We start from the raw sequence: 20124 nt of genomic DNA, 5'->3' as shown, positions 1-20124 counted from the left end.
CTACTCCCACTCAATCGTAGCTGGTGGTTTCGAGGTTACGTCGTACACGATGCGGTTGACGTTTTCCACTTCGTTGACGATGCGGACGGAGATTTTCTCCAGCACATCCCAAGGGATACGTGCCCAGTCGGCGGTCATGCCATCGATAGAGGTTACAGCGCGAATGCCTACGGTGTAGGAATACGTACGTTCGTCACCCATAACGCCCACGCTCTTCATGTTCGGCAGGGCTGTGAAGTATTGCCAAATCTCGCGGTCGAGACCAGCTTTGGCGATTTCCTCCCGCAGGATATAGTCGGAGTCACGCACAATGGCCAGCTTCTCCTCGGTAACCTCGCCAAGTACACGAATGGCAAGTCCCGGACCCGGGAAAGGCTGACGCCAGACGATGGCATGCGGCATACCCAGCTCTTCGCCGAGCTTGCGGACCTCATCCTTGAACAACGTGTTCAAAGGCTCGATCAGGCTGAACTTCATATCTTCCGGCAGTCCGCCGACATTGTGATGCGATTTGATCGTTTGCGCTGTTGCCGTTCCACTCTCTACAATGTCGGTGTATAGCGTGCCTTGGGCCAGGAAAGCGAATTCGCCCAGCTTAGCCGATTCTTCGTCGAAGCAGTAGATGAACTCGTTGCCAATGATTTTGCGCTTTTGTTCGGGATCGGATACACCCGCCAGCTTGTCCAGGAAACGGGCGCGCGCGTCGATTTTCACCACATGAATATCAAATTTGCCCACGAAGGTTTCCATTACACTCTCTGCTTCACCTTTACGCAGCAGGCCGTGGTCGATAAACATACAGGTCAACTGGTCGCCGATGGCCCGGTGAATCAGCATCGCCACAACGGAGGAGTCTACACCGCCGCTGAGTGCGCACAGCACTTTTTTATCTCCGACTTTATCGCGAATATCCTTAACGGCATCCTCGATAAATGATTCCATCGTCCATTTGCCCTCGCAGCCGCAAACCTCATACAGAAAGTTCGAGATCATCTCGTTGCCTTTCAAAGAGTGGCGTACCTCAGGATGGAACTGCACAGCGAAGAAATTGCGGTCCGCGTGGCTCATTGCCGCAATTGGAGCACTCTCGGTACTGGCATCCAGCTTGAACCCGGAAGGAAGCTCCACTACATGGTCGCCGTGGCTCATCCATACGTTCTGACTGCTCTCAAGTCCGGCTGCAAGCACAGCGCCCTGCTCAAAATCAACATTGGCCTTGCCGTATTCCCGCTTGTCCGCACGTTCAACCTTCCCGCCCTGCTGATGGGCCATGAGCTGCATACCGTAGCAGATGCCGAAAATCGGCAGTCCCAAATCATAAATAGCCGGGTCTACATGTGGTGCATCCTCGGCATAAACACTACTTGGTCCTCCGGAGAAAACAATCCCTTTTGGCGAAAGTGCCTTGATCTTCTCAATCGGCGTATTGTACGGCAGAAGCTCACTGTAAACCCCCAGATCCCGAATTCTGCGCGCGATAAGCTGGTTGTACTGTCCCCCGAAATCGAGAACGACGATAATTTCATTTGGCTTGTTCATTACGTGCCTCCCTTGATTATTGGATTCATTATACTCATGGTTAATTCTTACCGTCAAGGAAAGGAGGGCAGCTCAAGGAGATGCTTTTGGTCCTTGCCGGGCGGGGGATGGGACGATTTCAAGAGGGGCGAAAAGGAGGTTCACCAGCTTTTGGAATTGTATGCGTTTCGAATAGGAAGGCGCAGCCTTTTTTCAGTTGGAAAAGCAAAGGATTTTACGCTTAACTCAGCGGAATACTGATAAATTCATTCTCGCGTTTTTCTGAAGGAGCATGACCTGCTCATGTAGTTAAAAATGGAATTTGAACAGCAGGACATTCACCGCACTTGGCGGCGAATACCCTCTGTTCAAGTTAAGCGAAAAGCAATGGTTAGACAGTTGCTGATGAAGGATGCCGGGCAGGGCGGCGCGGGCACGGCGGGTGCAGCAGACGCTGAGCGCGGCGGCGCGGGCGCGGCGGGTGCGGCGGACGCCGGACGGGATGGCGCGGGCACGGCGAGTGCGGCGGATGCCGGACGGGACGGTGCGGGTGCGGCGGGGCTGTTGTACGCCAGGTCTTCCCACTGGCGTACGAACTGCCGGACCGCGGTGCGCAGCCCCGCGTCCTCAATCGCCAGGGAGGCTGCGTACTCCCTGGCTGTCACGCCGGGCGGCGGCGGGCCGTACCGCGCCGCCAGCCCGCGCCAAGCCAGCGCGGCTGCGCGCAGCTGCCGCTCGCGGCTCACGCTGCCGGTGCGGCGCACCGCCGGCAGCAGAGCAAGGCAACGCCGCCAGCGCCAGGCGGCGGCGAGCCCCAGCGCCGCAGCTGCGGCCGGCGCTGGCAAGTGCCCGCCCGCCTGCGGCAGGGCGGGCAGAACGTCCGCGCGCTGCGCAGCGGCGGACACGGGGGCCGCCGCCGGGCCTGCGGCAGCGGCGAGAGCGGCGGTGGGCGTGGGGTCGAAGGGGACCCAGCCCGCGCCGGGAAAGTAAACCTCCACCCAGGCGTGGGCATCGCCCTGGGTGACATTATAGCGCTGCGGCAGGGGATCTGCCGCCAGCGTTCCGGGCCCGTAGCCCTGGACATAACGGGCCGGAATGCCCGCGCTTCGCAGCAGCACGGTCATTGAGGTGGCGAAATGCACGCAGTAGCCTTGCTTTGTTGTGAATAAGAAGTCATCCACAAAATCCGCTCCTGACGGCGGCACCCGCGTCTTCAAGGTGTAGGTGTAGCCGCGCTGCAGATAATCCCTTACAGCGGTGGCGGCATCATAACGGTTGCCTGCTGAAGCTGTAAGCTGCTCGGCCAGGCCGGACACTCTTGCGGGCAGCTCAGCAGGCAACTGCAAATACTGGCTCGTGACCGCGGAAGGATCACCGCCAGAAGCCGCGCGCAGATCAGCCGGATCACTCTCCGGGAGCAGAGAGTCAACGGTATATTCCGCCACTTTGGCGGGGCCTGAAGTCTCCGGGAGCCGGAAGCTGTTCATCTCCGGATTGGTCATTACATAGCCAAGACGGCCCCCGTCTGTCAGCTTAATGGACTCCACATCAACCACAGCTCCCGCGCTGAAAAGCGGCAGGCCGCCGGAGGAGGGAACAGCGAATTGAACCCTCTGAACCACCCTGCGGCCCTCCCCGGCACCGGACTCAATTAAATCCTGACCGGAAACAGGCAAGCCGGTCAGACTAAACGGCATAAGCTCCTCGCCCTCCCTGATCCAGCGGCGTCCGTCATAATAGGCAATGCTCTCCCCCCGCCAGTAGGACGGCTGATTGGTGAAGACGCTAAAAACAGCCTCAGTGCTGGGGGACAGCGGAGCACCAAGCTCAGCGTCTCCTGAACCGTAGCCTGATCTGCCGGACTGAAGCTGAAGCTCCTCAGAGGACTTCGACAGTTCTCCTGCCGCCCAGACCTGGATTTTGTCATAAACCGGCTGCAGTGTGATTGGAACTTCCGGCCGGGAGCCTTGCAGTTGGCCGATAGTCCAGGCTACTGCCGCAATAATGAATGCGGTAGCCAGGGCAAGACCTCCCCAGAGTCCATACGGGAGAGAAGCGGCTCCGGTTCGATCCTTCAAGTGCAGCAGCCTGCTCATGGCCTGCATCCATAGAATCAGCCCCACGGAGACAACCACATCACCGGTCGTATTTACAGCAAAGCCCATATCCAGAGCCATAAGATAGACCAGTGTTACAAGAGTAAACAGCGCCGTGCTGCCTCTGTACAGCGCAAGCTGCTGTACAGAGGTAACCAGCAATCCCCAACCGAGTACAAGGATGAGCAGTCTGCTGTCACCGCTCAGGGAGGATATCCGTCCTGAAAAGAGCAGAGCGGCATCCTCCGGGATTTGTGCAATATACGCTCCCAGCCACCCCGTACCTTCATTGGCAGTGCATGTATAGAGCCAGGTCAGAGCAATCAGCAGGAACTGGCCGGTAAGCTGCAGAACACCCGGAAGCCGGCAGCTCCCCCACAGCAGCAGCACTGCCGCGGAGAACATCAGGATTTCCAGCAGATTGGCCGTATCCGGCACTTTGGCAGACCTGTGCAGTGGCAGCAGCCATTCTACGAACAGGCCAAAAATTGCCAAAGAGAACAGCAAACGATAGTGCAGGGGGATACTGTCCCTGATATCGGCATGGCTGTCCTCTGTGTCGCTCCCATTTTTCCCTGCTGCAAATAGCCCTTCCTGCCCGTTCTTATACTCCTCCCGCACACCTGGTGATTGAATCGGGCTTCCTGCCGTTTCCGGCAGTGCTCTACCGCAGCGTTGATTTCTCAGGACATTCACGGATATCCGCCCCCTTGTAGCTATATGCCGAAGAAATATCGCTCAGGCAATACACCCGCGCACCCAGTCTTGCCAGACTGCCGCTGATTGTATCTGCTGCACGCTTTTTAGGTTCGGATGATGCTGGAGCGGGCCCATCCCAGACATAATACAGCTCGACCTTGACCCCCTGCACGAGGAACCGGGCAAGTGTCCGGGCAGACTCTTCCGTCAGCCGGCCTGTAATGACGGCAACGGTCATTCCCGGAATCCAGCCCCGTGAAGCGTCTTCCAGCAGCCTGCTTAGACTGCGGTCGCCGTCCGGTGCAATTTCCGTGAGCATATCCTGCACCCTGCCGGGGATTTGCCCAAGTCCCTCATGTCTGGCCATGCCTTCCGGCCATCCGCCGCTGAAGAGCTGCACATAGGAACCAGAACGCTCGGCTGACAGCATAAGACCCATAGCTGCAGAAACAGCCCGTTCGAACGCCGGAGGCGCCATGCCACGCTGGCTGCGCGGCGCCAGCGCACCGAAAGGGATTTCATAATCCCCGGGACTATTGGCAAGAACAATGCAGGACATATGCCCTTCTTCCCGCTCCGGCACTCTGCTCTGCAGCGCCCCCTTGCGGGCGCTGCTCTTCCAGTGAATCCGGCTGAGCGGATCACCCGGTGAATACTCGCGGATATCTGCCGCTTCAGCATTGTAATTCCGGTTACGACTGCTGATCATAATGTCTCCAACGATCATACCGCTGTCAGGCACTGCCCCGCCCAGGTACAGCGGTCTGGGCAAAACCTTGAAGCTGTCTTTGCCCTCCGGCTGACAGCCGCCTGTGAACAGGCCGGTCAGCTCTCCCCAGCTTACACTGCACCCGTGAAGCGTATGAATGCCTCTGGGCACCTCCTGCAGCTTATATGAGTAGACAAGTGAACGCCGGAATCCCGGAAAAAGCAATTGCTGATGCACCTCGCCGCCATAGTGGTCGGCGACAATCATCCACGGCAGCGGAATCCCTGCCGAGAAGCTGATCTGTACTTCTACGGTCAAGGTATCTCCCGCCACCGGGCGGAGAGGAGAAATACTGCGGGTAACCTTCACCTGCCGCGGCCCCAGAAGCTGCAGCAGCAGTCCGCCCAGCATAAGAACTCCGCAGGCCGTTAAAAGGAACAGCAGCGATGCTCCTCCCCGCCAGACATACAAGGAGGCGATAACCCCCGCTGTCAGAAGCATTCTCAGCCATTCTCCCAGTGCCGTCCGGCCGCCGGGGATAGGCAAGCTTTTAACATTTTCCGTGCTATTATGATGCTCCCGTTCACACGGCTGTTGCTCCATTAGTGATGATGAGGACAATGGGATACCCTTCCTTTGGTCATAGACTAGCTCCCCTTAACCACCATATTTAAGCGGCGGCCTGGAGCCTGTTACTGTCTATTCTTCCCACCGAAAGGGATACCCAGACATTTAAAAACCTTAAAATTAGTTGATAACCGATTTTATCAGAGCGCCTTGACTCTGCGTTCCTCCCCGGTCACACCGGCCGTCAGCACCGGATGTCCTACAGCCTCCAGCAGACTCCGCAGCGGCACCCACAGCGAGGAGCCGATCATCTGCACCCCGGTATTCCGCTGCTGCTGCCTGCCGTCCGCGAAGGTTACAGTCAGCCGCTTATGCTCCGCATCCGCCATCACCGTCCGGCCGTTCCAGACAATTTTGCCGCTGCGTGTGGCTGTATCCCAGCTTACCTGCCCTCCCAGCCGTTCGACCGCCGCACGCAGCGGAACCTTATATTGCCCCCCGCTGATCTGGTATTCTCCCGGCTGCAGCTTTGTTTCCAGCATACCGACCTCCAGCGCGAGCGGCTTGCCGGGTGCAAAAAGCCTGCTGTTCGGAATAATATTCGCAGCAATCCAGGCTTTGGACGGCTTGATCCGGCCAGCCGCTGCTGCTTTGGCAGAAACTCTGAACTGTACCGGCTGCACCTCCTCATTCAGTACACCAAAAGCATACCCGGCTGCCTTGTATCGCCCGATAATCTCCGGCAGCGCCTTGGCGCTTTGCTCATGGCCTCCTCCGTCATGTAGCAGCAGAATCACCTCTGAGGCGCTTAAGTTTGCGGTGGAATCCCTTAAAATATCTGCGGCAGGTACTCCCCGGCGTCTGGAATCACCGCTGTCCGCCGTCCAATCCACCACCGAATAGCCCGCCTGCTTAAGCAGATAGAAATATGTACCGTCAAAGTGCCCGAACGTCCCACCCGGGGCACGCACAAGCTGCGGGCGGACGCCGGTAATTCCCCGGACGATCTCTTCGGTTTGCTTGATTTGAGTCCAAAACTCCGTAAACCTGCTATATAAATCATGGTAATTGTGATTATAGGAATGATTGCCGATAGCGTGGCCCTGCTCCCATATGGCATTAATCAGCTCCGGGCGGCTTTTGGCCTGCTCCCCAAGCACGAAAAAGGTCGCCTTGACCCCCTGCTGGCGCAGAATTTCCAGAACCTTTGAAGTGATACTGCTCGGGCCGTCGTCAAATGTTAAGTAGACCGTTTTTTGCTTCTTTTTAGCCGGAAGGGCCAAACCCGCTGGAGCCTTGGAAGATGATACCGCAGTAGACTTTGCCACTGTCTGCGGACTGCGGTCCATGCTGAGCATTACGGAAGCTGAAGCGGAGTCTTGCGGAGACTGCAGCTTACCGAAAGCCGGGGAGGCCGCGGGCAAATCTTGCTTCACAGCAGCAGGGCGATTATTCTTAGAGAGTGCGGGTATTACAAACCATATAACTGCCATAGCAAGCAACCCGCAGATGAACATCCGGCGGATATGAATTTTTTGGCTACTCTTCATCTTCTCTACCTCCAGCATTCTACTCGCGCTTTATGCGCCTTTTGGTAGATTGTATGAAGACAAGCCCCGAAATAGAATTAGGCATTTTTGCCTTTGGAGAGTGAACAACATATGGAAATGCTGAAATGGATCGAGGAATTGTTCGCCAGCTATGGCTATAGTGTGCTGTTTTTTGGACTCCTGCTGGAGTTCGTTGCTCTGCCTTTTCCCGGCGAGACTACAATGGCTTTTGCGGGGTTTCTTTCCTATACCGGCAGACTTGATTTTATCCCGCTGATTGCCGTAGCTTTTGCCGGAACTACAATCGGAATGACCGTCACCTATTTCATCGGCCTCAAGGCCGGATTGCCTTTTATTCAGCGTTATGGCAAATGGTTTCTGTTCTCCCCGGCCAAACTGGAGAAAACACAGCGCTGGTTCGAGCGGTACGGCAGCATCCTCGTTTCCATCGGCTACTTCATCCCGGGCGTGCGCCATTTTACCGGTTACTTCTCAGGCATCATCGCCCTGCCGTTTCGCAAGTTCGCTATGTACGCCTACAGCGGCGCTTTGCTCTGGGTAGTGCTCTTTCTCGGCATCGGAAAAGTATTCGGCCCGCAGTGGATGGGCATCTTCCACCTGTTCGAGCTTTACGCCCTCTGGATCATCTCAGGCATCGCAGCCATTGCTCTGCTGATCCTCCTGTACCGTTACCGTCATCCCATCCGCTCCCGGCTGCTCCGGCGCAAAGCAGGCATGAAGGCTAAGGTAAAAGAAACCTCCAAGTAACACTGAAGTTATTCCGAATATACCCGAACTATAGGCGCCGGACCTTCTTCCATCTGCTGCGCGCAAAAACATATCCCGCAAGCAGCAGAGATACTCCGGCGAAACCGGCACCGCCCGCAAACCCCAGCGTTCTGGGTTCCACCAGATCTAGCAGCCAGCCTGCACCGAACATAGATAAGCCGATCAGCGAACCGCTCACCGCCGACAGCATTCCGAACACAACCGGCTGCTGCTCAGGCGGTGTCTCCCGCATCACAAGCGTGTCTAGGCAGGTATTGCCGATCCCCCCGCATAGCGACAGCAGAATATAGAGTACAAAAGCCACCCCAAAATAGCTGCTTGCACTGATACTCATAAGCATAATCCCTTCACACAGCAACCCGGCCAGCGCTGCCGCAAGAAGTCTCCGCTTCACCAGCCGTCCGGCAAAAAAGCTGAGGCTAAGCCCAATGCCTAGTGCGGCATAGAAGGCTCCCACCCCAATATCTCCGGCATGAAACACCTGCACGGCGTACACACTGATCAGCACATTGTCCCAGCCATTGATAATCGGCACCAGCAGCTCATAGGCAATAACGATCTGCAGCGCCAGACTTCCGCCCACCAGGAGCTTCAGCGTCCGCCAGCGCCCTGTTTTTTTGATCTTGCTCCCCTTTAATTCCTCCTCTCCGTCAGTCAGGGGTACATCTTGCCCGTCTGTGCTCTCTACATTCTGAGGAAAGTGAATGCCCCAAATCAGCAGAGCCGCAACCAGGAAAGAGGCCGCATTCATGATAAAAGCCATATCCGGCCCCCACCACAACGACACGACACCGCCGGTAAAGGCCCCAAGTATAAGCACACAGCCAGTCATCAGCTGCTCCAGACTGTTAATTCTGAGCAAGGAATCCGGAGCGGCCAGCAGCGGGATGGCAGATTTGCGCACCGGACTATAAATTGCCTCACCCGCCGCCATGATCAAGCTTCCTGCATAAAGCAACCACAATTTGTTCTCCCCATCCACCCACAGAAAAGACAGTGCCACCGGAACACGCAGCAGATCGACGGTCATCATAATGGCTTTGCGCGGCAGCCTGCTTGCCAGCATTCCGCCCAGCGGGGCCATGAACAGATATGGCAGCACTCTCACACCCAGTGATATTCCGACCGCCATCCCCGATCCGGTCACCTTCAGCACCAGCGCCAGCATGGCAATACTGCTGAACCGGTCGCCAATCCCATTGACGAGCCCGGCCGCGAACAGCCTTGAATACCCCCTATAATCTCGCTTAACAACTGTACATGAACTTTTGTTCACAGCATTAATCCTCACATTCTTATTAAATAATTATCTAATTAGATATTAATCGAATAATAGGTATATCGCAAGACTTTATTTTTTTGACTCCACGTGCAATATTAGGATAATGGATAAGCGTATAATTCCCGGGAAAGAAGGAAGCCACTTTGAAAATAGACCGTTTGCTCTCCATCGTCATTCTGCTGATGAACCGGCCCCTTGTTCAAGCCAAGGAGCTGGCTGATATGTTCGAAGTCTCTGTCCGCACCATCTACCGCGATATCGACAGCATCAATGGGGCAGGCATTCCTGTCGTCACCTATCAGGGGGCAAATGGCGGCATTGGCCTTATGGAGGGATACCGTCTGGACCGCAATCTGCTTACGGAGCGCGAGCTGGCTGAGATTTTCACCGCTTTGCAGAGCGTCTCCTCTTACGGAGGCAGCGGGAACAACCTGCTCATGGAAAAAATCAGCAGTGTGATCCCTCCCTCCCAGACCGATGCCTTCCGCAGCAAAACCAGCCATTTGATTGTAGATTTCTCCCCCTGGGGGCTGCAGGGGCCGCTGGAGGAACGTCTGTCCCTCCTGAAGGAGGCGCTGGAGGAAACAGCTGCTGTCAGCTTTGATTATGTCAACGCAGACGGCAATATAAGCCATCGGCTGGTTGAGCCCTACACTCTCGTGCATAAAGGAGCGGCATGGTATTTATACGGCTACTGCACACAGCGCCAGGATTTCCGGCTCTTTAAGCTGCTCCGCATGCGAACGCTGGTCAAGGAGATGCAGAAATATAACAGGCGGGAGATTCCGGTGAAGGACCTGCCTTGGGGTGAAGGATGGAAGGATGCCGTGAACCTGCTGCCGGTTGTCCTGCATTTTTCAGCAGAGGGCAGGCATCTTGCGGAGGATCACTTTGATTCTGAGGAGCTTCAGCCCGATGGCTGCGGCGGTTACACCGTTAAGCTGAATTATCCGGAAAACGGCTGGCTGTATGGATTTTTGCTGAGCTTCGGGACAATGGTTGAGGTGCTGGAGCCGGAGCATATCCGCTGCAGGCTTGGAGAAATAGCGGCGGGGATTGCTGCAAAATATAACAGCCATACATAATAACCTGAACGAATGCTGTCAGGTTTACTATTTTATAATGGACAGGAGTGTGCGGGGGACGAAGCCTCCTCCAAAAAATAAAGGAGCGTGTGTGCAAATGGAAACAGCAGCATCGCATCAGAACGAGATTCATTACTGTCAAAGCTGTGGAATGCCTATGCCTGAAGCGGGGATGCAGGGCAGTGACCGGGAAGGTAATAAAACAACAGAATATTGCGTGTACTGTTACGAAGGCGGGGAATTCAAGCAGCCGGATATTACTCTGGAGGGAATGACCGATCTATGCGCCGGATTCATGGTCGAAGAAGGCATGGACGAAGCCGCCGCGCGTAAAATGCTGGCGGACTCCCTGCCGCGGCTGAAACGCTGGAGCACAGTAACCGAAGCTCAATAAGAAGCGGGGCAGATCTGTATCAGTTGAACTAAAGAAAGTATAACAAGGGCAGAAGTGACGGAGGGGAAGTTTGGAACTGAAGGAGCGAACGCGACCGCCTGAGAGCTTTCCGTAGGAAAGCTGGCCGTATGATTAGGCTGTCTGCTGATTTCCACCGCGAAGGGCGGTAACAATCAAGAAATCTGCAGACAACAGCGGCCGGAAGTCCAAACATTCCCCGCAGTTACGACCAGCCCCATTATGAAAAAATCTACAGTTCAACTGGTTTTGCAGCAGCTATCAACAAAAAGGACTAACCATGCGCGCTGAATGAGAAGGCGGCAGGATAGTCCTTTTTTAACAGAATCCGTTCTTAAATCAATTCAATGCTTAAGCTTGCTGCGATTTGACTAGTTGCGGCTGTTCGGGCTTCACAGGCTCAGCCTCCTCTGTCTTCAGAAAGTCCGCCTGCGGCGAGGTCTTCTTGATGAACAAAGCCAGCACCAAGGCTACAACTGTAACCCAGGTGGCTACGGTAAACGAATGGGTAATCCCGTTAATTGTCGCTTCCTGTGTTAGCTTCAGCATGCCTGCCTTGTCAGTCTGCGATACAGCGCCGCTCATCACGGCATCTGTAATTACGCTCTTCGTCCGGTTGGTCATCAGGCTGACGAACAGCGCCATCCCGAGTGCTCCACCTACCGTCCGCAGTGTGTTGGACATTGCCGTACCATGCGATGCCAAACGCTGCGGAAGTTGGTTCAGACCGGCGGTTACAATCGGCATCATCAGCATGGACATCCCGAACATCCGCGCTGTATATGTCAGGATCAGATGAGTATACGTGGTGGAGTCGGTAATTTGGCTGAACTCCCAGGTGGTAACGGTAGTGATGATCAGGCCGATGACGGACAGCCATCTTGCTCCGATTTTATCAAAAATAATCCCTGTGATCGGAGACATTACGCCCATCAGAATCGCACCCGGCAGCAGCATAAGTCCAGATTCCACCGGTGTGAATCCGCGGATGGTCTGCAAATAGATCGGAAGCAGAATCATGCCGGAATACAGCGCCATCGTAACAATAATGTTGATCACTGTGGTGAGTGAATACATGTTATACCGGAAAATACGGAATTCCAGCAGCGGATTGTCATGAGTAAGCTCACGCCATACAAACAAGGCCAAAGCTACAACCCCCAAGATCAGACAGCTATACACAGTCGCGCTGTTCCAGCCGTCCGTACCGGCGTCACTGAAGCCATACAGCAGACCGCCAAAGCCGAGGGTTGATAGGACAATCCCCATCTTATCCAGCTTGGGTGAGGTTAACTTGCCGACATTCTGCATCGTCTTCATGCCAAGCAGTGTAGAGAGAACCGCCAGCGGAAGCACGATATAGAACAGTACCCGCCAGGAATAATGCTGAACAACCCAACCGGACAGCGTAGGGCCGACAGCCGGGGCAAAAATCATCGCTACCGCCATAAGCCCCATGGCTTTGCCGCGCTCTTCAATCGGGAAGATACGCAGGAACACAATGTTCATCAGCGGCATCAGAATGCCGGCGCCGACAGCCTGAATGACTCTGCCGACCATAATCATTTCAAACCCGGTACCTATGGCACAGACCAAGGTCCCGATAGAAAAAAGGATCATTGCAGTTGTAAACAGTTGGCGGGTTGTAAATTTCTCCACCAGATAGGCGCTGAGTGGAATGAGCACGCCGTTGACCAGCATGAATCCCGTTGTCAGCCATTGCGCCGTATTGGCGGCGATGCTCAGGTCCTCCATCATTTTCGGCAGCGCCACGTTCATCAGCGTCTGATTGAGCAGCGCCACGAATGCCCCGATCAAGAGCGCCGCAATGATTGGACCCCTGCGTATCGTCTTGGCCGGCGCGGCGGCATTTGCGTTAATTGTACTCATAGCTTTTTATTGTCTCTCCCTTGCTCCAAAATTTTAATGATGTCCCCATGCAGTCGCAGCAGCTCTTGGGCATCCTCTGCAGATAAATTCGATAATGGCTCCAGATGGCTTCTGAGCGCCTGTTTGCTTCGCACCCTGATGTCCCTGCCTTTGTCGGTCATGGCCAGCTTAAATATACGTTTGTCGCTCTCTGAGCGTTGTCTGGTAATCAGTCCGGCCTTCACCATCCGGTCAACTACACCGCTCGCGGCGCTGTTCCCTAAGTGCAGCAGGTCCGCAAGCTCCGTGATTCCCACATCGGGGTGTGCCTCCAATTTGCGCAAGACCATTAACTGGGTCGATGTAACGCCCAGCTCTTCTGCATCCTTCCACATAAGCTGTTGAAAATTATGAATGATGCAGCGGAATGAAGAAAAGATATCATCCAATTGCCGCTCTTTATCCTCCAACATTCATCATCTCCGTATACTGATTAATATTTCGTATGCGAACTATTTTACTATTTACGTATTTATGCGTCAAGGAGTTTGCAGAAATTTTCTGAAACATGGGATTTGGCCCATCATCTTAGTGTGGACTTCCTCCTTGTGACAGACTCTTCTAAAAATCATCCAGCTTTGGGGAATTTTTTATATAATCAAATTATTATAGCGAAAGCGGTGAAAAGCATGGATCAAGAAGCACGCAAGACCTGGAATGCGAAACATAAGCAATTAACAGGAATAATTACAAAACCGGAAGAGCACGCTAATGCAGTGGCGCTGTTCCTGGAGCAGCATGCCCGCCTGTACGCTTCAGACGGAAGCGATGTGCAGCAGCCGACCTATGAGGACGAATTGCTGCGGGAGCTGAGCGAGCAAACCATGCGCAGTTATCCGGTACATACGCCTGACAGCCGCAATTCGGTTGTGTGGCATCTTTGGCACAGCGCACGTATTGAGGACATCACGATGAACCTCCTCGTCGCTGATGGAGAGCAGGTTCTGCTGTCAGAGCAATATGCAGACAAGCTGCACATCCCTTTTCACCACTCGGGAAACGGCATGGAGGAGCAGGAAATCGCCGAGCTCAGCTCTGGCATCCAAATTGATGCACTGCTCGCCTACCGGAAGGATGTTGCAGCCAGAACACGCTCTATCATCGCTGCACTGCTTCCCGGACAATTCCGGATCAAGCCCGGTCCTGCACAGATCCGCAGAATCACCGAAGAAGGCGCAGTCAAAGCCTCGGAGCAATGGCTCATAGATTACTGGGGAGGGAAAACCATCGCAGGTCTGGTCCTGATGCCGGCCACCAGGCATAATTTTGTCCACTTGAACAAAGCGATGCGCATCAAGCAAAAGCTGCAGAAATAACCTGCTCCCAAAAAAGAGCGTACCCCTTAACAGCTTAGGGTACGCTCTTCCTATACAAAATAAATGCTACAGCCCGTTTTCGATGCTTCCCGCCACAACAGGCTTTAGTTTGCTGCCCGTTTTTGCTTTTACGGGAGCAGGCTGCTCTTTACTCTCCAGTCCGCTGGCAATCGACATCATCAGCTTGATCCGGTTCGCCTGGTTCACTACGCTGACTCCGGCATCGTAATCTATGGCGGCAATATTGGCGCCGGGATACAGCTCCTTCAGCCCTTTTATCATTCCCCGGCCGGTAATATGGTTCGGCAGACAGGCGAATGGCTGAATACAAGCAATATTATTGACCCCGTTATCCAGCAGGTCCATCATTTCCGCCGTCAGGAACCAGCCTTCCCCCATCTGATTCCCCACGGACACAAGACGGCTGGCCTTCTCGGCCAATCCGTAAATATTCTCACGGCCTTTGGCCAGCCCGGCTTCCACAAGCGCCGTCTTAACCGGTCTGCGGTAGATTTCCAGATAGGAGATCAGCATCGGATTAAGGTAGCCCAGCTTTTTGCTTTTGCCGAATTGCTCGGCTTTGTAGATTGGGTTGTAGACGCAATAAAAGATGAAATCCAAGAAATCCGGCATCACCGCTTCGCCGCCCTCCGCCTCAATCATCTCGATGATGCGGTTGTTGGCGTCCGGATGGAATTTGATCAGAATTTCCCCTACTATCCCCACTCGCGGCTTAGTGGGCTTCGTCACCGGCAGTTGACTGAATTCAGCGACGATCTCGCGGGTCAGCCGCTTGTATTCCCGGAATGAAAAGGTCGACAGACTCGATTTGCAGCGCTCCATGCCTTTACGGAACAGGGCCTCTGTGCTTCCCGGAATGACCTCGTACGGTCTGAAGCGGTGCAACAGACGCATCATCAGGTCGCCGTAGCACACAGCGGCAATCAGCCGGTTAGCCAGCTTAAGGCTAATGCGGAAACCCGGCTGGTTCTCCATACCGGAGGCATTCAGCGAAATCACCGGAATCTGCCCCAGACCGGAATCCTTCAGCGCTTTGCGCAGCAGTGAAATATAGTTGGTCGCACGGCAGCCTCCGCCCGTCTGCGACATGATTACAGCGGTGCGGTCCGGATCATAATCGCCGCTCTTCAGCGCTGACAGCATCTGCCCGATGGTGACAATCGCCGGATAGCAGGCATCATTATTCACATATCTGAGACCTTCCTCCGTCTCCTGCGGTCCGGTGCTTTCCAGAATCTTGAGGCGGTATCCGGCATCACGGAAGACCCGCTCGAACAACTCAAAATGGATCGGCGACATCTGCGGCGCAAGAATCGTGTACGTATCCTTCATTTCCTTCGTGAACGGCACATTGGCCTGGGTCTTATACAGGAGCTGAGGCTGAACGTTGCCTTTCTCCCGCTCGCGCATTGCGGCGAGCAGCGAGCGCAGGCGGATGCGTGCCGCACCGAGGTTGCTGATCTCATCAATCTTGATCAGGGTATACACCTTGTTGTTGCGCTCCATGATCTCCTGAACCGCATCGCACGTAATCGCATCAATGCCGCATCCGAAGGAGGTAAGCTGCACCAGCTCCAGATCGTTTCTGCTGGCGGCCAGACGCGCCGCGCGGTACATCCGGGCATGGTAGGTCCACTGATTGACCACCGCCACGTCACCTTCACTGCGGTCCAGATGGCAGACTGCATCCTCCGTCAGCACAGCCAGCCCCATGCCGGTAATCATCTCTGCGATGCCGTGGTTGATCTCCGGGTCGGCATGATAGGGATGTCCGCAGAGCAGAATGCCCTTGGTATCACTGTGTGTAAGGAACTCTAGCGTCTCTTCGCCCTTGGTCCGCAGATCATATTTAGCGTTCTCGGCTTCCACAAGTCCTGCCTGCACTGCAGCAGCGATCTCTTCCTTGGGGATATCCGCGAAGGTCTTCACCAGAACCCGGGTCAGCGCCGGAATATCGTCGAAGGTCAGAAACGGGCTGACCAGCGGAATACCCTTTTCCTTCAGTCCGTCCATATTGTTGCGGATTACTTCGGGATAAGAAGCCACGACCGGACAGTTGAAATGATTCTGTGCCGCGTCATCTTCCTTTTTCTCATATACGACCGCCGGATAAAAGATAAAATCGACGTTTTTGCCGAGCAGATTCTGCACATGCCCGTGGGCCATCTTCGCCGGATAGCAGATGGATTCCGAAGGAATGGTATCCATTCCGCTCTCGAAGAGCTTCTTGCTCGACTTCGGGGACAGCACGGTCCGGAAACGCAGTGCGGTAAAGAAGGTATGCCAGAACGGATAGTTCTCGAACATGTTCATAGTCCGCGGAATGCCGACCGTTCCCCGCTCCGCCTGCTCCTCAGGCAGTCCCTCATAATCAAAGAACCGCTCATATTTATACTGCATCAGGTTCGGCAGACTGTTCTTCTCTTTCTTGCCTCCCGCCCCGCGCTCACAACGGTTGCCGGTAACGTGAAAGCTCTTGTCCGGGAACCGGCTGATCGTCAGTGCGCAGTTGTTGCCGCAGCGGCCGCAGCGGCCCGGTGATACCTCATATTTGAAGGCTTCCAGCTCTTCAGGACTGAGGAGGGTGCTGCGGCCGTCAAGTCCTGCATGCTCTCTGGCGATCAGCGCGCAGCCGTAAGCTCCCATCACGCCGGCAATATCCGGTCTGACCACGGTTCTGCCAGTCAACAGCTCGAAGGCCCGGAGTACCGCTTCGTTATAGAACGTCCCGCCCTGCACAATAATGTTGCGCCCCAGATCCTCGGGATTGCGGATTTTGATCACCTTTTGCAGCGCATTCTTGATGACGGAATAGGCCAGCCCAGCCGAGAGGTCAGCCAGAGAAGCCCCTTCCTTCTGCACCTGCTTCACCTTGGAATTCATGAACACCGTACAGCGCGAGCCCAGATTGACAGGTCCCGTGGATTCCAGTGCTGCTGCGGCAAATTCCCCGATCCCGAGCTCCAGCGCGGAGGCAAAGCTCTCCAGAAAGGAGCCGCAGCCCGCCGAGCAGGCCTCATTCAGCATCAGGCTGTCGATGGCTCCGCCCCGGATTTTGATGCACTTCATGTCCTGGCCGCCGATATCGAGGATGAAATCAACCTCCGGCATGAATTTAGAGGCTGCCTTGTAGTGGGCCACCGTCTCCACTTCACCGCCGTCTGTACGCAGCGCCGCCTTCACCAAGCCTTCACCGTAACCGGTTGCGTAAGCTCCGGCGATGTGGCAGCCCTCCGGCAGTATGCGGTAAATCTCCTTCAGGGCATCGCTGACCGACTGCAGCGGATTGCCTTTGTTGCTTCCATAAAAGGTATAGAGAATTTCATCCGCTGATCCGGTAATGACCAGCTTCGTCGTTGTGGACCCGGCATCAATGCCCAGATAGCAAGGTCCTTTGTATGTAGAAAGTTCTGACCGGGGAGCTGAAGCCTGGGCATGGCGCTGACGGAACTGCGCAAGCTCCTCCGGCGATGCGAACAGCGGCTTCAGCTCGGCATCCTCGGCGCGGTCGGCTCTGAAATCCACGGCGGCAATCCGCGCCAGCCAGCCGGACAACGGCAGCACCAGCGGGTCCTTCTGCGACAGCGCCGACCCAATCGCCACGAAATACTGTGAGCGCTCAGGGAACAGAATCTCGCCTTCCTTAAGCCCAAGCGTCTCGGCAAAACGCTCCCGCAGCGCAGGCAGGAAGGTGAGCGGCCCGCCAAGGAAGGCTACGCGCCCCCGGATCGGGCGGCCGCAGGCCAGTCCGCTGATTGTCTGGTTGACGATGCTCTGAAAAATCGAAGCCGCCACATCTTCGCGGCGGGCGCCTTCGTTGAGCAGCGGCTGCACATCGCTCTTGGCAAATACGCCACAGCGCGATGCGATAGGGTATATTCGTTCATGCTGCTCCGCCAGGGCGTTCAGCCCCGCCGGGTCCGTCTGCAGCAGGGAAGCCATCTGGTCGATGAACGCTCCCGTGCCCCCGGCACAGGCTGTATTCATCCGCTGCTCGATGCCGCCGCTGAGATAAATAATCTTAGCATCCTCGCCCCCCAGCTCAATGGCTGTATCACACTGCGGGATCAGCGAGCTGATCGCTTTGGTGCAGGCAATCACCTCCTGAACGAAGGGCACTTCGCCCAGCTTTGAGAGCGACAAACCCGAGGAACCGCTTACAGTCAGTGCTGCTTCGCTATCCGGGAACCTGTCACGTACATCCGACAGGAGGGATAGCGCTGCTTTTTTTATATCGCTATAATGTCTCACATAATCCTGATATACAATCGTATCGCGTTCCATAACAACCAATTTGGCCGTAGTTGATCCGACATCCAGCCCAATGCGCAGCATCATCATGTATTTATCACCATGCCTTGCTCCAAATTTGAAGTAATATGAGGCAACTATATCATGAGAGCGCCTTATGAAGGCTGTTAAAAATGTAACAGACATTTACAATTATTTACTAGCATACTTAATTATTTCATGATTTCTTCTAATACCGCTTCGACATGTCCCTTGACCCGTACCTTCCGCCATTCTTTGACCAGGATGCCCTGTTCATCAATGAGAAAGGTGGAGCGCACAATGCCCATAAATTCTCTGCCGTACAGCTTCTTGAGCTGCCAGACTCCAAATAACTCACTTATGGTATGCTCTTCATCCGATAGCAGCGGAAACGGCAGACTGTTCTTGGCAATGAACTTCTTATGAGAAGCCAGACTATCGGGGCTGATTCCCAGCAGAACCGCATTTCCCCGGGCAATCGGGTCCTCGGCGTCACGGAATTCACAAGCCTCCTGCGTGCAGGCAGGGGTCATATTTTTGGGATAGAAATATAGCAGCACTTTGCGGCCCCGGTAATCACTTAAGCTGATATTCTGCCCGGTTGAAGCGGGAAGGGTGAAATCCGGCACCTTTTGTCCGATTGTTAGTTCATTCATGTTCAGGTCCACTCCTAAAATTTATGGTTAAATATTCCGAAATTGCTTGTATACCTAAAAGAAATTATAATGTAGAGAATGTGAATCGGAAAGGAAGAACGAAATGCCACCAAGAAAGAAACGGCACGCAAAAGCCGGCAAGTCAAAGAAGAAGCCGCTGCTCTGGACTCTTGCAATCATACTTCTCCTGATTATCGGCGGGGCTGTTTATTATTTTACCTCCATCTACAATCAGCTCGACAACCTGCATAAGACCGGCGAAGACTCGCCGTTTGCAGCAGTCCCCTCTCCTTCTGCCGAAGTGGTTCAGCCACCTAAATGGGAAGGCACGGAGCCAGTGAACATCCTGCTTATGGGTGTAGATGCGCGCGGGGTGAAGAAGGGCGAAGTGCCACGCTCCGATACGATGCTGGTCGCCTCCCTTGATCCTGTTAAAAAGAAATTCTTTGTTTTCTCTATTCTCCGTGATACCTATGTAGATATTCCTCAGCATGGCAAGGAACGTATCAATACGGCGATTACCCACGGACCCGAGACGGCGATGCAGACGGTCAGCGACCTGCTCGGCATTCCGATTCAATATTATGTCTATACCGATTTCCAGGGCTTCATCAAGCTTGTAGATGCGGTCGGCGGCGTCGATTACGATGTCGAGAAGGACATGGTCTACAAGACGAAGGCTGATGGACCGGAATATGACATTGATCTGAAAAAAGGCTTCCAGCATCTCGACGGCAATAAGGCGCTGCAATATGTGCGTTTCCGTCACGATGCCACTTCCGACTTCACCCGGACGGAACGCCAGCGCGGCTTCCTCAAGGCTGTAGCGGACAAAGTGATCAGCACAACCTCTATCATCAAGCTGCCAAGCATCCTGTCCCAGGTTACTCCTTTTATTGATACCAACCTGAAGGTCGATGATATGTGGAAGCTGGCTACCGTCGGCTACGACAGCTCTATGGGCGGCAGTGAACAGATTCCGCCGATGGATCTGCTCACCGAAGAGAAGACAAAAGGCGGCTCCGCTGTCATCGGCATCAGCAGCGAAGATAAGCTGAAGCAATTTGTGCAAGACACAATGACTGCCCCTGAGCCCTCGCCTTCACCGGAGGCTTCTCCAGGCAACAGCCCTTCCGCAAGCGCCGGCAGCAAATAGGGCAATAAAACAACAATCTACCCATGCTAGGCATAAGGGCGGGCGAACAGCGGAACTTTCCGCGGTT

Annotated in this window: 14 protein-coding genes; 5 read left to right on the top strand and 9 right to left on the bottom strand. The window is 54.7% G+C overall.

All coding sequences use genetic code 11. The features are described from left to right. From guaA to AC0LWN_RS28880, 4 genes are all read right to left on the bottom strand, one after another. Positions 1-1539, bottom strand: a complete 1539-nt coding sequence (gene guaA, locus AC0LWN_RS28895; RefSeq protein ID WP_474671485.1) for a glutamine-hydrolyzing GMP synthase — start codon at positions 1537-1539, stop codon at positions 1-3. Between the two features lie 347 nt (positions 1540-1886). Then, positions 1887-4310, bottom strand: a complete 2424-nt coding sequence (locus AC0LWN_RS28890) for a transglutaminase TgpA family protein (protein WP_474671483.1) — start codon at positions 4308-4310, stop codon at positions 1887-1889. Then, positions 4279-5643, bottom strand: a complete 1365-nt coding sequence (locus tag AC0LWN_RS28885; protein ID WP_474671481.1) for a DUF58 domain-containing protein — start codon at positions 5641-5643, stop codon at positions 4279-4281. Before AC0LWN_RS28885 ends, AC0LWN_RS28890 begins: the two co-directional genes overlap by 32 nt. A 146-nt stretch (positions 5644-5789) precedes the next feature. After that, positions 5790-7139 (bottom strand): polysaccharide deacetylase family protein, encoded by a 1350-nt coding sequence (locus AC0LWN_RS28880; protein WP_474671479.1) that lies wholly within the window; start codon positions 7137-7139, stop codon positions 5790-5792. A gap of 111 nt (positions 7140-7250) precedes the next feature. Here AC0LWN_RS28880 and AC0LWN_RS28875 point away from each other — a divergent pair, with 111 nt between their 5' ends. After that, complete coding sequence (locus AC0LWN_RS28875; protein WP_474671477.1) at positions 7251-7907, top strand: DedA family protein; 657 nt, start codon at positions 7251-7253, stop codon at positions 7905-7907. Between the two features lie 28 nt (positions 7908-7935). On the opposite strand, the gene AC0LWN_RS28870 is transcribed toward AC0LWN_RS28875, so the two are convergent. Further along, positions 7936-9204 (bottom strand): MFS transporter, encoded by a 1269-nt coding sequence (locus AC0LWN_RS28870; RefSeq protein ID WP_474671475.1) that lies wholly within the window; start codon positions 9202-9204, stop codon positions 7936-7938. Between the two features lie 149 nt (positions 9205-9353). Here AC0LWN_RS28870 and AC0LWN_RS28865 point away from each other — a divergent pair, with 149 nt between their 5' ends. Further along, on the top strand, positions 9354-10295 hold the full coding sequence (locus tag AC0LWN_RS28865) for a helix-turn-helix transcriptional regulator (RefSeq protein ID WP_474671473.1): 942 nt from the start codon (positions 9354-9356) through the stop codon (positions 10293-10295). A gap of 97 nt (positions 10296-10392) precedes the next feature. Then, entirely contained in the window at positions 10393-10689 is a 297-nt protein-coding gene (locus AC0LWN_RS28860) for a zinc ribbon domain-containing protein (protein WP_474671471.1), read from the top strand. 369 nt (positions 10690-11058) lie between these two features. Here AC0LWN_RS28860 and AC0LWN_RS28855 read toward each other — a convergent pair whose 3' ends face one another. Both AC0LWN_RS28855 and AC0LWN_RS28850 read right to left on the bottom strand, forming a co-directional pair. After that, positions 11059-12597 carry a DHA2 family efflux MFS transporter permease subunit gene (locus tag AC0LWN_RS28855; RefSeq protein WP_474671469.1) on the bottom strand — a complete coding sequence of 513 codons (1539 nt, stop codon included), beginning with the start codon at positions 12595-12597 and terminating at the stop codon, positions 11059-11061. After that, on the bottom strand, positions 12594-13049 hold the full coding sequence (locus AC0LWN_RS28850; protein ID WP_474671467.1) for a MarR family winged helix-turn-helix transcriptional regulator: 456 nt from the start codon (positions 13047-13049) through the stop codon (positions 12594-12596). The genes AC0LWN_RS28855 and AC0LWN_RS28850 overlap by 4 nt, the downstream gene beginning before the upstream one ends. 216 nt (positions 13050-13265) lie before the next feature. Between AC0LWN_RS28850 and AC0LWN_RS28845 the strand changes: the two genes are divergently transcribed. Then, positions 13266-13952, top strand: a complete 687-nt coding sequence (locus AC0LWN_RS28845) for a DinB family protein (RefSeq protein WP_474671465.1) — start codon at positions 13266-13268, stop codon at positions 13950-13952. 66 nt (positions 13953-14018) lie between these two features. Here the strand turns inward: AC0LWN_RS28845 and AC0LWN_RS28840 are convergent, their stop codons facing one another. Beyond that, on the bottom strand, positions 14019-18308 hold the full coding sequence (locus AC0LWN_RS28840) for an acyl-CoA dehydratase activase-related protein (protein ID WP_474671489.1): 4290 nt from the start codon (positions 18306-18308) through the stop codon (positions 14019-14021). Positions 18309-18436: 128 nt separating this feature from the next. Then, positions 18437-18901 (bottom strand): thioredoxin-dependent thiol peroxidase, encoded by a 465-nt coding sequence (gene bcp / locus AC0LWN_RS28835; protein ID WP_474671463.1) that lies wholly within the window; start codon positions 18899-18901, stop codon positions 18437-18439. A gap of 103 nt (positions 18902-19004) precedes the next feature. Here bcp and AC0LWN_RS28830 point away from each other — a divergent pair, with 103 nt between their 5' ends. Then, entirely contained in the window at positions 19005-20057 is a 1053-nt protein-coding gene (locus AC0LWN_RS28830) for an LCP family protein (RefSeq protein WP_474671461.1), read from the top strand. The last annotated feature ends 67 nt before the right edge of the window (positions 20058-20124 follow it).

It is taken from the genome of Paenibacillus sp. sgz302115, from assembly GCF_056120445.1.
This window is presented reverse-complemented; position numbering and strand designations above follow the sequence as displayed.

Coding starts and splice junctions, on each gene's coding strand:
- AC0LWN_RS28830 (WP_474671461.1), top strand. CDS start 19,005: ATGCCACCAAGAAAGAAACGGCACGCAAAAGCCGGCAAGTCAAAGAAG.
- AC0LWN_RS28840 (WP_474671489.1), bottom strand. CDS start 18,308: ATGCTGCGCATTGGGCTGGATGTCGGATCAACTACGGCCAAATTGGTT.
- AC0LWN_RS28855 (WP_474671469.1), bottom strand. CDS start 12,597: ATGAGTACAATTAACGCAAATGCCGCCGCGCCGGCCAAGACGATACGC.
- AC0LWN_RS28880 (WP_474671479.1), bottom strand. CDS start 7,139: ATGAAGAGTAGCCAAAAAATTCATATCCGCCGGATGTTCATCTGCGGG.
- AC0LWN_RS28845 (WP_474671465.1), top strand. CDS start 13,266: ATGGATCAAGAAGCACGCAAGACCTGGAATGCGAAACATAAGCAATTA.
- AC0LWN_RS28860 (WP_474671471.1), top strand. CDS start 10,393: ATGGAAACAGCAGCATCGCATCAGAACGAGATTCATTACTGTCAAAGC.
- guaA (WP_474671485.1), bottom strand. CDS start 1,539: ATGAACAAGCCAAATGAAATTATCGTCGTTCTCGATTTCGGGGGACAG.
- bcp (WP_474671463.1), bottom strand. CDS start 18,901: ATGAATGAACTAACAATCGGACAAAAGGTGCCGGATTTCACCCTTCCC.
- AC0LWN_RS28875 (WP_474671477.1), top strand. CDS start 7,251: ATGGAAATGCTGAAATGGATCGAGGAATTGTTCGCCAGCTATGGCTAT.
- AC0LWN_RS28850 (WP_474671467.1), bottom strand. CDS start 13,049: ATGTTGGAGGATAAAGAGCGGCAATTGGATGATATCTTTTCTTCATTC.